The sequence below is a fragment of the Pseudoalteromonas sp. APC 3691 genome, from assembly GCF_030408135.1.
Taxonomy (GTDB): Bacteria; Pseudomonadota; Gammaproteobacteria; order Enterobacterales; family Alteromonadaceae; genus Pseudoalteromonas.
In genome coordinates this window covers 38,550-51,903 of sequence record NZ_JASDCB010000013.1, presented here as the reverse complement: position 1 = coordinate 51,903, position 13,354 = coordinate 38,550, and the positions used below count along the sequence as shown (strand labels likewise).

At 41.7% G+C, this 13,354-nt stretch carries 10 protein-coding genes and 1 pseudogene; 3 read left to right on the top strand and 8 right to left on the bottom strand.

What is annotated here, in order from left to right:
* Positions 1-18: 18 nt before the first annotated feature.
* A complete protein-coding gene (gene accC, locus QL998_RS06425; protein WP_002958843.1) occupies positions 19-1,359 on the top strand; it encodes an acetyl-CoA carboxylase biotin carboxylase subunit in 1,341 nt (446 codons plus the stop codon).
* A gap of 208 nt (positions 1,360-1,567) precedes the next feature.
* On the opposite strand, the gene QL998_RS06420 is transcribed toward accC, so the two are convergent.
* Positions 1,568-2,269: a FadR/GntR family transcriptional regulator gene (locus QL998_RS06420; RefSeq protein WP_024596672.1), complete on the bottom strand. Its 702-nt coding sequence runs from the start codon at positions 2,267-2,269 to the stop codon at positions 1,568-1,570.
* A 206-nt stretch (positions 2,270-2,475) separates the two neighbouring features.
* Here QL998_RS06420 and QL998_RS06415 point away from each other — a divergent pair, with 206 nt between their 5' ends.
* Together QL998_RS06415 and QL998_RS06410 are read left to right on the top strand one after the other, a co-directional pair.
* On the top strand, positions 2,476-3,234 hold the full coding sequence (locus QL998_RS06415; protein ID WP_002958845.1) for an SDR family NAD(P)-dependent oxidoreductase: 759 nt from the start codon (positions 2,476-2,478) through the stop codon (positions 3,232-3,234).
* A gap of 3 nt (positions 3,235-3,237) precedes the next feature.
* The gene (locus tag QL998_RS06410; RefSeq protein WP_290192334.1) at positions 3,238-4,212 is read left to right on the top strand and encodes a 2-dehydro-3-deoxygalactonokinase; all 975 of its coding nucleotides are present in this window, start codon (positions 3,238-3,240) and stop codon (positions 4,210-4,212) included.
* Positions 4,213-4,266: 54 nt separating this feature from the next.
* Here the strand turns inward: QL998_RS06410 and glpD are convergent.
* The 7 genes and pseudogenes from glpD to galE all read right to left on the bottom strand — a co-directional run bounded on the left by glpD (position 4,267) and on the right by galE (position 13,282).
* A pseudogene (gene glpD / locus QL998_RS06405) lies at positions 4,267-5,772 on the bottom strand (glycerol-3-phosphate dehydrogenase).
* Between the two features lie 210 nt (positions 5,773-5,982).
* On the bottom strand, positions 5,983-7,482 hold the full coding sequence (glpK, locus tag QL998_RS06400; RefSeq protein WP_033012289.1) for a glycerol kinase GlpK: 1,500 nt from the start codon (positions 7,480-7,482) through the stop codon (positions 5,983-5,985).
* A 206-nt stretch (positions 7,483-7,688) separates the two neighbouring features.
* Entirely contained in the window at positions 7,689-9,011 is a 1,323-nt protein-coding gene (locus QL998_RS06395; RefSeq protein WP_182193703.1) for a dienelactone hydrolase family protein, read from the bottom strand.
* 29 nt (positions 9,012-9,040) lie between these two features.
* On the bottom strand, positions 9,041-10,045 hold the full coding sequence (locus QL998_RS06390; protein WP_182193701.1) for a Gfo/Idh/MocA family oxidoreductase: 1,005 nt from the start codon (positions 10,043-10,045) through the stop codon (positions 9,041-9,043).
* Between the two features lie 19 nt (positions 10,046-10,064).
* Positions 10,065-11,213 (bottom strand): galactokinase, encoded by a 1,149-nt coding sequence (gene galK / locus QL998_RS06385; protein ID WP_024606495.1) that lies wholly within the window; start codon positions 11,211-11,213, stop codon positions 10,065-10,067.
* A complete protein-coding gene (locus QL998_RS06380) occupies positions 11,203-12,267 on the bottom strand; it encodes a UDP-glucose--hexose-1-phosphate uridylyltransferase (RefSeq protein ID WP_290192333.1) in 1,065 nt (354 codons plus the stop codon). The genes galK and QL998_RS06380 overlap by 11 nt, the downstream gene beginning before the upstream one ends.
* Position 12,268: 1 nt before the next feature.
* The gene (gene galE / locus QL998_RS06375) at positions 12,269-13,282 is read right to left on the bottom strand and encodes a UDP-glucose 4-epimerase GalE (RefSeq protein WP_182193697.1); all 1,014 of its coding nucleotides are present in this window, start codon (positions 13,280-13,282) and stop codon (positions 12,269-12,271) included.
* Positions 13,283-13,354 lie beyond the last annotated feature (72 nt).

Below are 13,354 nucleotides of genomic sequence, written 5' to 3'. Positions count from 1 at the left end.
CCTAAAAGGCCAACTCTAATGTTAGATAAAGTAGTCATTGCAAACCGAGGTGAAATTGCACTTCGTATATTGCGCGCCTGCAAAGAGCTTGGGATCAAAACGGTTGCTGTGCATTCAACGGCGGATCGCGATCTTAAGCATGTATTGCTTGCAGATGAAACCATCTGTATTGGTAGACCATCAGCAACTGAAAGTTATTTAGATATCCCGCGCATTATTGCTGCGGCTGAAATAACTGACGCTGTAGCGATTCATCCAGGTTACGGTTTCCTTGCAGAAAACGCTGATTTTGCCGACCAAGTTGAGCAAAGTGGTTTTGTATTTATTGGTCCAAAAGGTGACACTATTCGCCTTATGGGTGATAAAGTTTCTGCTATTTCAGCAATGCGTAAAGCAGGCGTTCCATGTGTACCAGGGTCTGATGGTCCGGTATCAGATGATAAAGAACGTAACATGCAAATCGCCAAACGAATCGGTTACCCGGTAATCATCAAAGCCGCTGGTGGCGGTGGTGGCCGTGGTATGCGTGTTGTTCGTAGCGAATCTGAACTTATTGATTCAATTGCATTAACACAGCAAGAAGCTAAGCAGTTCTTTGGTAATAGCATGGTTTACATGGAGAAATTCCTTGAAAACCCACGCCATATCGAAGTTCAAGTATTAGCAGATGGTCAAGGTAATGCAGTACATTTAGGTGAACGTGATTGTTCTATGCAACGTCGTCACCAAAAAGTAGTTGAAGAAGCACCAGCGCCAGGTATTACTGCAGAAACACGTAAATTTATTGGTGAACGCTGTACACGTGCATGTATCGAAATCGGTTACCGCGGTGCAGGTACGTTTGAGTTTTTATACGAAAACGGCGAGTTTTACTTCATCGAAATGAATACACGTATTCAGGTTGAACACCCTGTAACTGAAATGGTTACTGGTATTGATTTAATCAAAGAGCAGTTAAAAATTGCTGCGGGTCAACCATTATCATTCACGCAAGACGACGTTGTTATTCGTGGTCATGCTATTGAGTGTCGTATTAATGCTGAAGACCCTGAAACGTTTATCCCTTCACCGGGTAAAATTACACGTTTCCATCCTGCTGGTGGCTTAGGTATTCGTTGGGACAGCCATATTTACGCTGACTATACGGTTCCACCACATTACGATTCAATGATTGGTAAGTTAATCACTTACGGTGAAAACCGTGACGTAGCTATTGCCCGCGCGCGCAATGCACTTAACGAGCTAGTAATTGACGGAATTAAAACTAATACTCCTTTGCATAAGAGAATTCTTGCAGATGAAAACTTCCAAAATGGTGGTACTAACATCCACTATCTTGAGAAGAAATTAGGATTGTAATTCTAGCCTGTAAAAAGGCGTTTTATCTTAGTTAATAACCCGAGTTATTAAGCTGATTTAAATAATTGAAAATCCGATATCAGGAGACTGATATCGGATTTTTTAATGCCTGTAATTTAAGTTTTATAGGCAATAAAAAAGTCCATAAAATATACTGCAAAGAGTAAATTCGATGGACTCAATATTTATATAATATGTTGAACTAACATTACACTAATTTAGATTCAATTAACTGTAGTGCTTCTTCTAAAATTGTTTCTACTGCTTTTTTAGCGCGCTCAGGATCGCGTGACTTTATAGTCTCTAAAATATCAGCGTGCTTAGCAACATCTGCGCCCGGTACACCTTTAATGTGGTTTGTATAACGAATACTTACTCTAAGAGCTGTACTAATAAACTCAGTTAACTGCACAAAAAAGCGATTGTTACTGGCCACTAATATGCTGGTATGAAAAGCAATGTCGGCTTCTAATGGGTCGTCTAAGCCTTCGTCTGCTTCAGCCATACGGGCTAAGGCACTATCTATATCAGCGAGTTGTTCAGCAGTTGCATTTAGTGCTGCAAGAGCGGCCGCTTGTGGTTCAAGGGCTACGCGTACTTGAGTAAACTCTTTTAATAATGACAGTGACGGTTTGCTGCTTAAAATCCAACGTAGTACGTCGGTATCAAACATGTTCCAGCTACTTTCAGGTAATACACGAATACCTTGCTTAGGACGCGATGAAATTAACCCTTTAGCAGAAAGCATTTTTACCGCTTCGCGGGTAGCGCTGCGACTTACATCATACTTTATACATAAATCGGCTTCAGAAGGCAGGCCTTCGCTTACAGGGTAAACACCACGCACAATAGCAAAACCCAAATCGTGGGTTAATTGTTGTGTTAAATTTTGACGGGGTTGGCTTTTCATTGCGCAGGATTCCGAGTTGATACATTGCTTTATTATATATCATATATCATATATCATATTAATGTACTTAAGGATATGATATAAACTTTTAATTAGTTAAATATTTTAGCACAGCAATAACAACTTAGTTTGGCTCTTTATACTGTAAATGTAAGTTTATAAAGGGTTTAATTAAAATTGAAAATGCGCTGTATGGAGAGTTGAATTTGAACACCCTAGCTCAATATCATAGTCTTTCTGGTAAAGTTATTTTTATTACAGGCGGTGCATCAGGCATTGGTAGAGCAATGGTTAAATCCTTTGTAAACCAAAATGCAAAAGTAGCATTTATAGATATTGATGATAAGGCCGCGCAATCGCTTATTCGTGATTTACCCAATGCAAAACTATGGTATAGGCAAGTTGATGTAACTGACTCTCATGCACTTCAGCAATCACTTGTGGATGCATGCGCCGCTTTTGGTGCCATTAATGTACTAGTTAATAATGTAGCGAACGACCGCCGCCAAGCGAGCGAAGACGTTACAGTGCAAGACTGGGATCAGTGCTTACAAATAAACTTAAACCCTGCATTTTTTGCCTCTCAAGTTGCTATGTCTTTTATGAAAGGCGATGGAGCCGGCAGTATCATTAATTTTAGCTCTATTAACGCGATTATGGGCCAGCCACAAATGGCAGGCTATGTAACCGCAAAAGCAGGCCTTATTGGTATGACTAAGGCACTGGCTCGCGATTACGGCGAGTTTGGTATTCGCGTTAACGCTATTTTACCAGGGTGGGTGGCTACCGACCGTCAACTAGCAAGCTGGTTTACCGAAGAAGAGCAAGTTAAGTGGATGGAAGCCATGGCACTTAAAAAATTAGTAACTCCTGAAGATGTTGCTAATTTGGCACTCTTTTTAGCCGCCGATGAAAGCAGTATGATCACCGGGCAAAGTATTAAAATTGACGGTGGGAGGCTTTAAAGCTTGGCTACTTCATCTCTTTTTATTGCTGTTGACTGGGGCACGAGCCATTTACGCGCTTATTTGTGCGAAGTACGAGCGCAATCAACACTTAAACTATTAGCACAACGTGATGGCCCTGGTGTTGTTAAGGCAAATCAGAATTTTGAGCAAACCCTAATCGACACCATTGCGGTGTGGAAGCAAGAATATGGCAGCTTACCTATATATATTGCAGGACAAATTACCTCAAGCATCGGCTGGCACGAAACGCCTTATTTAGAATGCCCAATTAATCCCGAAGGGTTACTTAATGCTGCTGTTAGCTTTGATTGCGATGGACATATTACTAAAGCGTTACCTGGCACAAAGTGTACGCTGCAAAATGGCTTGTTTGATGTAATGCGCGGCGAAGAGCTGCAAATTTTAGGGTTTTTAAAGCAAAACCCAGAGTATCAACAAGGTAAAATATTACTCTGTTTGCCTGGCACACATACCAAATGGGTGCTTATAAACAATGGCGAAATCATTTGCTTTAAAACAGCCATGACCGGTGAGTTATATGATTTGTTATGTCATCAAAGTGTTTTAATTCCTAACGACTGCGCAGAAGGTGAGTTTGACTTTAAAGCATTTGAGCAAGGCTGTGAGCTAACTTTAGGTAGTGATAGCGGTAACTTGGCACATGGTATTTTTAGTGTGCGTACCCGCCAGCTTTCAAAGGAGTTAACGCCAGTACAAGCTAAAGCCTATTTGTCGGGCGTATTAATAGGGAGCGATGTACGAGCAGCTCGCCATGCAAGCGAGTGGCAATTATTGAGTGATACACAAGTTGTGGTGATTGGTACAAAGCAACTTAATATGTGTTTTACCACAGCACTTAAGCAAATTGGTGTTAAGTGTGTTGAGTTTGATATTAAAACTGCCACGCTAAGTGGCTTTAATTATTTATTTAATTTAGAGTCAAAAAATAAGCCCCTCTATAATAATCAATTATAAAGGGGTTGCACGGGAAGTTTTTAGGACTACAACAGCCAATTACTTTAGCGGTTATTAAGCAATTTTAGCCGCTTTGGTTTGCTCAATATAATCATTAAGCGTAGCAACTTGTGCCTCATTAAAACGTAGTCCTAATTTACTACGACGCCATAAAATATTGTATGCGTTTTCTGCCCACTCTTCATTTAGCAAGTAATTTACTTCTGCTGCAAATAAACCATGGCCAAAATCTTGGCCTAAATCACTCAGTCCAGTTGCACTACCTAGTATAATTTTAGCGCGAGTACCATAAGTGCGCACAAAGCGTTTAAGTGTTATTTCAGGTAGCCATTCATATTTCGCTTTTAGCTCTGATTTAAGAGCTTCTACAGAGCTAAAATCGCCACCAGGGAGTGAGCTGTGCTTAGTCCACGCTTCGCTCATTTGTGGGTAAAATTCTTCAAGCTTATTAACTGCAGCTTCGGCGAGTTTACGATAAGTAGTAATTTTTCCACCAAACACACTCAATAGTGGTGTTTGCTTGGCGTCACTCGAAAGCTCTAATTTATAATCGCGAGTAACGGCTTGTGCATTAACTGATTCGTCATCAAGTAATGGGCGTACACCCGAGAAGGTATGTACTATATCTTCGCGTTTAATATGGTTTTTAAAGTAACTGTTAGTAATATCAATTAAGTAATCGATTTCTTCATCACTAATTTTAACGTCTTGCGCTTCACCTGTGTGTTCTACATCGGTTGTGCCAACAAGTGAGAAGTCATCTTCAAACGGAATAACAAATACAATACGCTGATCTTTATTTTGTAAAATGTAAGCTTGCTTCTCATCGTGAATGCGCGGCACCACTATGTGGCTGCCTTTCACAAGGCGAATATTTTGTGGCGACTTTTCTGCTAGCGCTTCATCAAATAATTTAGCAACCCAAGGGCCCGCAGCGTTAACAATACCTTTGGCAGAAATGCTGTATTTAGCTTTACTTTTTTGCTGATCAAGCGTTACCTGCCACTTACCTTGCTCGCGTTTGGCATTTACACACTTAGTTTACGTGGTAATAACGGCGCCTTTTTGCTGCGCTGCTAAGGCATTTAAAACGACTAAGCGAGAGTCATCAACCCAGCCGTCTGAGTATTCAAAACCTTTGGTAATAGAAGGTTCTAGTACGCTATTTTCGCCAAACTTGATGCTTCGAGAACCCGCTAGTGTTTCACGCTTTGCTAGATTGTCATACATAAACAAACCAATGCGAATCATCCATGCAGGGCGTAAATGCTTTTGATGGGGTAATCTAAAAGTAAGTGGCCACATAATATGAGGTGCGTTTTTAAGTAGCACTTCACGCTCGGCTAAGGCTTCTTTTACTAATCTAAATTCGTAGTGCTCAAGGTAGCGCAGACCACCGTGGATCAGCTTAGAACTGTTTGAAGATGTTGCACAGGCAAGGTCTGATTGTTCGCACAAGAGTACTTTTAATCCTCTGCCTGCTGCATCAGCTGCTATTCCAGTGCCGTTTACACCGCCACCGATGACTAGTAAGTCATATTCGTTATCTGCTAATTCCACCGAGCTAACCTTTTTATTTGTAATATAAATAAGATATAAGCATCATAAAGCTGCTGTTTTCATTTGACAATAGAAAACCCAGTTTTTTATTCGTAAATTTTGACGCTGATCCATTTTCAATTTAAAGCAGTAAAGCATCCCTTTTAAATCTAGCTATTGGCTAAGTTAAAAAGGCGAAGTGGCTAAAGTATTCGCTTAGCCACTTAGTACTTACTCCGGACAGTTTTTATTCGTTAAACATACTTGAGCAACGCAGTGCTGCCATTTTGCATATAAATCATTACGTTCGTCGGCGCTCATAGTTGGCTCAAAACGACGGTCGCATGTCCACATTTTAGATAACTGCTCGGTTGACTCGTACACACCTGTTTGTAAGCCAGCTAAATATGCTACGCCTAAAGAGGTCGTTTCGGTCACAGTTGGGCGCTCAACTGTTGCGCCTAAAATATTTGATAAGAAGGTCATAACCCAGTTATTTTTTACCATACCGCCATCTACACGAAGCACACTTGGGCGAAGACCATCACGCTCCATCGCTTTTTGTAAATCTTTGGTCTGGTAACCAACTGATTGCAGAGCAGCCGCAACAATAGTGCTAATACCTGAATCGCGTGTTAGGCCTAAAATAGCGCCACGTGCATTAGGATCCCAATAAGGAGCACCTAAACCCGTAAACGAAGGCACTAAAAATACACCATGATCGAGCGGTACATCTTTAACCATCGATTCACTTTCGCCAGCATGGCTAAGTAGTTTTAAGCCTTCAACAATCCACTGCATCGTTGCGCCAGCCATAAATATGCTGCCTTCAATGGCGTAAGTTGGCTTGCCATTTAATCTATAGGCAACAGTGGTCAGTAAGCGATTTTCTGAGGTCAGTGCTTTTTCGCCAGTATTAAGCATTAAAAAACAGCCTGTACCGTAAGTGCTTTTTGCCATGCCTTGTTCAAAACATGCGTGGCCAACAAGTGCAGCTTGCTGATCGCCTGCAATACCACAAACACGAATTGGCGCGCCAAAAATGTCAGCACTCGTTGAACCAAACTCGTCAGCTGAATCCATTACTTCTGGCAGCATAGATTCTGGAATATCGAATAACTCTAGAAGCTCTTGATCCCACTGCTGGGTGTGAATATTAAATAACATGGTGCGCGATGCATTGGTTGCATCGGTGCGGTGCTCTTTGCCGCCTGTTAGCTGCCAAAGTAGGTAAGTGTCAACCGTACCGAAGGCGAGCTCACCTGCAAGGGCTTGTTCGCGTGCGCCTTCAACGTTATCTAAAATCCAACGAATTTTAGTGGCCGAAAAATAAGGGTCGAGCAATAAGCCTGTTTTATCGCTTATCGTTTGGCAAAGCTCATCAGTTGTTAGGCTTTCGCAATAGTCACTTGTGCGACGGTCTTGCCATACAATAGCGTTATAAATTGTTTTGCCTGTTTTTTTGTTCCACACTAAAGTGGTTTCGCGCTGGTTGGTGATACCAATGGCAATAATTTCTTCAGGCTTTACATCGTTTTTAGTTAACACTTCGCGACTAGTGCTAAGCACTGTTTGCCAAATATCGTTAGGGTCGTGTTCTACCCAACCATTTTGTGGAAAATGCTGCGAAAATTCTTGTTGTGCTGTACCAAAAACGTCTGCATCTTTTGTAAACAAGATGGCCCGAGAGCTTGTGGTTCCTTGATCAATTGAGAGTATGTATTTGGACATGATATTTGTGTTATTTATCTTATCTTATATATGACTAGATTGCCTTTAACCGAAGTTATGGCAATGGTTTTTTCTTAAAATAGCAGATTAAAAAATAAACACGCTAATATTTTCTGGTAACTCTTTTATATAAAAGGCGTTTTATTTTTGCATTATTTTAAGGGCGTACGCGGCTATTGATTAAAACAGCCGCTTAAAGCTTATTATTACTTGGTGTGAGGTTTAGCTTGTTGCCAATCCATACCGGTAGAAAAGCGATTATCAAACCCGCGCCACTGTGGCAGCGGTTTACCATCAACAACAGCTTGGTCGCCGTTTTGTGGTAAATCTAAGTATTTACACTCGCTGGCTATGCCTTTTACGTGGCAATCCATCATGGCAAGTACAAAGTGTTTGTTAATTTCGTTTAGTGTACGCATAGACCACGAAGGCTCGTAGTAATGGCCTATATCTAGCTCACTGCTACTTTGTGCAATAGCAGGGGCTGGGTGTGGTGCAATATTATGGCGTGCATTTTTGTAAGTAAGCATGTACTTATCTTTGCTGCCTGTTTGTTCATAAAGACTTTTAATGCTTTCATAGCCTGAAATGTCATCTAAGTTACCGGCTATATAAAGCGAAGGTACTTTAATATTTTCCATTGCTTTGGCATCAAATATAGTGTGCTGTCCGCCCCATGGCGCAAAGGCCACCATCGCTTTTATACGTGGGTCTACTTTTGGGTTTTGGTATTGTCCACCAGCGCAGCTGTTTAGTAATTGCTGTACTTGTTTAATTTGAGCAGGGTCTTTCATACCCGTAAACATAGCTGTAGTTTGCTCATTAAAAGCGTAACAACCACCTATCGTATTTACAGCGCCATAGCCACCCATTGAGTAACCAATTACGCCTGCGCTTTTGTTATCTACCTGCTTGCTTGCAAAGTTGTTTTGCTCATTAAAGTAATTAATAACAAACTGCTGATCGCGTGAGCGATTTATAAGCGTGCTAAAAAAGCCAGAGAACGGTGCATTTTTAAAATCAACATCGGCATTGGTTGAGTCAGTATGATCAATAGCTACCACAATGTAACCGTGCGACGCTAAATGCTCGCCAAGGTAGTACATAATTGTACGGTAACCGGTATAACCGTGCGAAAGCACTATCACAGGGTAGTGCTCTTTATTATTAATGGCGACATCACGCATTGCATCGGCTTGCAGAATAAACTCTTTACCTGAGCGAGTTTGATCGGTGTAGCTGGTAAGTGGCGCTTTTGCTGTATTTGCAGCCGGATACCACACCTCTACTTTTAAAGGACGATCTTTTTGGCCTTGTGTAGCGGGGTCAAATTGCGCAGGGTTAACTAAATCAAGTGTTTGCACACCTACATTGTAGCTACCTTTAGCTGCAAGCTCTGGCAGTACTTCGCTAGTGATTGGCGGGTATAGCTGCTCTGGTTTATTAGATTCAGCAACAGCTACACTGGCAGATAAACTGCACGTAGCAAGTAATATAGCTTTTGAAAGCGCCTTGAGTGTGTGTGTCATTGTGTGTCCTTGTTGTGTATTTTTATTTCTTAATTTGTCAGTTCAGCCGACTCAATAGCATTGCTATATTGCAGCTGCCATTGTGCTCGCAAGGTATCCATTATGTTCATAACCCGTAAGCTAGTACCCAGTGGTAATACGCTGCTTTGGGTTTGTTTTTGTAATATACACTGCGTGACATGTGCAATTTCAAACTTAAAGTTTTCATCGTCACTAAAGTTGTATTCAAAGTACTGAGGGTCTTGGTCTTTTATGTGTAGCTCTAGCGTTTGTGCACCTACAAACTGAGGTATTCGAATATAGCCAAGCTCACCATTAATACATGCTTCTGTTGGGCCATTTTGCTGCAGTGCGCTGGCAAGAGATGCAAATTGCCCGTTACCGTAATCAACTATAGCAGTGCTTCGCTCATCAACGCCGGTTGTGCTTTTATGTACAAAGGAGTTGATGTGTTCAGGGGCTTTATTAAATACCACATCAGCAATCGAAATAGGATAAATACCTAAATCGAGCAGGGCGCCACCCGCTGTTACAGGGTTCATTAATCGATGAGTATCTGCAAAGCTGCCAGGTAAACTAAAGTTAGCATTAACACTGTGTACATTACCAATAACACCTTCACTTAGGAGCTGTTGTAATTTTACTATGGCAGGTAAAAATCGCATCCAAACGCCTTCCATTAAAAAGCAGTTTTGTTGTTTTGCAAGCTCAGTGAGACTTTGCAACTGCTTAGCATTAACGGTAATTGGTTTTTCGCTTAGCACGTGCTTATTGTGTTTTAAGCATTGGGCTATCGTTTTAAAGTGTTGATCGTGGGTATTGGCAATATAAATAGCATCTATATTTGGGCATTGCATAAGAGCTTGATAGCTTTCATAGCCTTGAATATTGTACGGTGTGGCAAATTCTTTAGCGCGCTGCTCACTCGTTGATGCAGCGCCAATAAGCTGTGCATCACTGCAATGCGCAATGCTTTTAGCAAAGGTGTGAGCTATATTGCCACACCCAATAATTCCCCAATTAACCTTTGCCATGCTTATTCCTTAAGTTTATTTAAAAAGACGTTATTTGTAATCCTGAACCCGCTGAACATACGTAAATATCAGCATTTAAGTTAAAGCGTTCAAAGTAATGCTTTTCTACCGCTGCTTTAATTAGTGGTACTTCCGCATCACGACATAAACATACAATTGCGCCACCAAAACCACCCCCTGTCATACGAACTGCGCCACGCTCGCCCATCGCTTCTTTACAAATTTCTACTAAGCCATCGGTTGCAGGTACGGTTACTTCAAAGTCGTGTTTAAGTGATTGATGCGATGCTGCCATTAGCGTGCGAAGTGCATCCATATCGTTATTTTGTAGTGCAGTAGTTGCTGCAATTACACGGTCGTTTTCGCTAATTACGTGGTGTGCACGTTTATATTCGTTTTCGCTTAATGTCGCTTTTACTGCTTGCAGGCCAGCCATGGTGGCTTGGCGAAGTGTTTCTACACCCATTTTTACAGCAGCTTGTTCGCAGTCAATACGGCGCTGGTTGTATTCGCTATCAACCAACTTACGCGGGTAGTTTGAATTAACAATAACAATATTTAAATCATCAGGAACTTTAACTGATTTGGTTGCGAGGTTTTCACAGTCGATTAATAGTGCATGACCATTCTCGCCTTTAGCTGAAATAAGCTGATCCATAATGCCGCATTGGCAATGCATAAAGTCGTTTTCGGCTTCTTGACCAAATAGCGCAATTTGCTCTGGCGGTAAACCAAGCTGTGCAATATGGTTAAACATACCGCCTACAGCAACTTCTAGTGCGGCCGATGACGACAAGCCACTACCTTGCGGTAAGTTGCTGTCAATAAGTAGGTCGGCGCCACGCAGTGTGTAGCCCGCTCTTTTAAGAACATAAGTAACAGCACGAATGTAGTTACCCCATTGCGACTGGCCTTCAGTGATTTCTTCATCAACGCTAAAGCTGTCTTTTTCGCCAGGGTAATTTAAAGAATGCACAGTAATAATATTGTCGTCGCGCTCTTTAAACATTACTTGGGTACGAAACTCTAACGAACACGGTAAAACAAAACCATCGTTGTAGTCGGTAAATTCGCCAATAAGGTTTACACGCCCCGGTGCTGCTGCAATACCTTGAGCAGGCGCGCCATACAGTGACAAAAATTGTTGTTGGAATTCGTTAAGCTTCATCTGTGTGTCCTGCTGTATCTTTATAGTGTGTTGTACTGGCTGCTTTTAAAATAGAAGCAGCGGTTTCTGCGCTTAAATCGCGTTGGCTTTCGCCTAGCATTTCGTAGCCTACCATGTGTTTTTTAACAGTAGCAGAGCGAAGTAGCGGCGGATAAAAGTGTGCATGCAAACGCCAATGTTGCTCATCAGAGCTTCTATCAGCAGGTGCATTGTGCCATCCCATTGAGTATGGGAAGCTGCAATTAAATACGTTGTCGTACTTAGTGGTTAATACTTTAAGTGCCTGAGCCAAAGAGTCGGTTTGCGCATCGTTTAGCTGGCTAAAGTTTTGAATGTTATCTTTAGTTACTAGCATTGTTTCAAACGGCCACGCTGCCCAAAATGGCACAACAACAAGCCAATGTTCGTTTTCAAATACAACACGTGTTTGATCTGCTTGCTCTTTTTGCGCGTAATCGGCAAGCATGGCTGTGCCATGCTTTTTATAATAGGCAAGCTGCTGGTTATCTTCGGCTTCTATTTCGGTTGATAAATGCGAGTGAGCCCATACTTGGCCGTGAGGATGAGGTTGCGAACAACCCATGATCTCGCCTTTATTTTCAAAAACTTGTACGCATTCGTACTGCTGTGCAAGCTCTGTGTAATTTTGTTTCCAGGTTTTTACTACTTCGTGCAATGCGTTTTGGCTAAGCTCTGGTAGTGTTTTATTATGCTCTGGAGAAAAACAAATTACGCGGCATTCGCCGCTGGCTTCGTCGGCAATAAATAAATCGCTGTCTGATTCTAAGCTTTGTAATTGCTCGCTGGCATTAGGCGTTAATGCGCCAAAATCATTTCTAAATACGTGTGTGTATTTATAATCAGGGTTACTGTCACCATTTGCACGGGTATTACTTGGGCAAAGTGGGCAGCTTTCATCGTGTTTTGGTAGTACGTTTTCGTTAACGGCTTCTGTTGCGCCTAACCATGGGCGGTTATTACGATGTGGTGACACTAATACCCAACGACCCGTTAGCGGATTTTTACGTCTGTGAGTACTTTCTAATAAAGCCATATTAACTCTCCAACCCACTTGGGTAATTAGTTTGCCAGCGCCATGTGTCGTTTGTCATGTCGCTAAGTGTTAGTTCTGCGTGCCAGTTAAGTGTGTTTTGCGCTTTTGTGGCATCGGCGTAGTTACAGGCAATATCACCTGCACGGCGCGGTGCAATCTTATACAGAATATCTTTATTGGCTGATGCGCTAAATGCTTTAATCATATCAAGCACAGAATAACCTTGCCCGGTGCCTAAGTTGTAAGCATGAAAGGCGGTATCTGTTTTATGCTGCATAAATGCCGCAACATGACCTTTCGCTAAATCTAAAACATGAATATAGTCGCGCACGCCTGTGCCATCTTCGGTGTCGTAGTCGTCACCAAAAATATTAACCACGTCGCGTTTGCCTACTGCAGTTTGAGCAATAAAAGGCATTAAGTTATTAGGAATACCATTAGGGCTTTCACCTAATAAACCACTTGGGTGTGCACCTACTGGGTTAAAATAACGAAGCGCAATACCCATAAATTGACTGTTGGCATTACATACGTCTTGCATGGCTTGTTCAACCATGACTTTAGTCCAACCATAAGGGTTAGTTGCGCGTATAGGATGCTTTTCGTCAATAGGGAGGTAGTCTGGCTCGCCGTACACCGTAGCCGATGAGCTAAATATAATATGGTTAACGCCTTCATCTTGCATGTTTTGTAGCATGCTTAATGTGCCCGACACATTATTTTGATAATAACGCAGTGGTTGCTCAGTTGATTCGCCAACGGCTTTTAAAGCCGCAAAGTGAAAAACAGCTTCGGCTTTAGTCTGTTTTAGGGCGAGCTTAAATTGTTGCTCGTCTTGAATGTCACCTAAAATAAACTCAAACCGAGTACCTGTAATCTTTTCGAGTTGGTCAAGTACCCGCGCACTTGCATTAGACAAGTTATCATAAATAACAGGTGTAATACCTGCTTCATGCAATGCAATACATGTGTGGCTACCTATGTAACCCATGCCGCCAGTAACTAAAACTCTCATATTATTTCTCGAAAAGTGTATTTATATGATAAATACTACTATTAAGGGGGTTTAAAAACAATAGTTATGATT

Excerpts from the sequence above, each read along its gene's own strand:
- accC (WP_002958843.1), top strand. The coding sequence starts at position 19 with ATGTTAGATAAAGTAGTCATTGCAAACCGAGGTGAAATTGCACTTCGT.
- QL998_RS06420 (WP_024596672.1), bottom strand. The coding sequence starts at position 2,269 with ATGAAAAGCCAACCCCGTCAAAATTTAACACAACAATTAACCCACGAT.
- glpK (WP_033012289.1), bottom strand. The coding sequence starts at position 7,482 with ATGTCCAAATACATACTCTCAATTGATCAAGGAACCACAAGCTCTCGG.
- QL998_RS06395 (WP_182193703.1), bottom strand. The coding sequence starts at position 9,011 with ATGACACACACACTCAAGGCGCTTTCAAAAGCTATATTACTTGCTACG.
- QL998_RS06390 (WP_182193701.1), bottom strand. The coding sequence starts at position 10,045 with ATGGCAAAGGTTAATTGGGGAATTATTGGGTGTGGCAATATAGCTCAC.
- galK (WP_024606495.1), bottom strand. The coding sequence starts at position 11,213 with ATGAAGCTTAACGAATTCCAACAACAATTTTTGTCACTGTATGGCGCG.
- QL998_RS06380 (WP_290192333.1), bottom strand. The coding sequence starts at position 12,267 with ATGGCTTTATTAGAAAGTACTCACAGACGTAAAAATCCGCTAACGGGT.
- galE (WP_182193697.1), bottom strand. The coding sequence starts at position 13,282 with ATGAGAGTTTTAGTTACTGGCGGCATGGGTTACATAGGTAGCCACACA.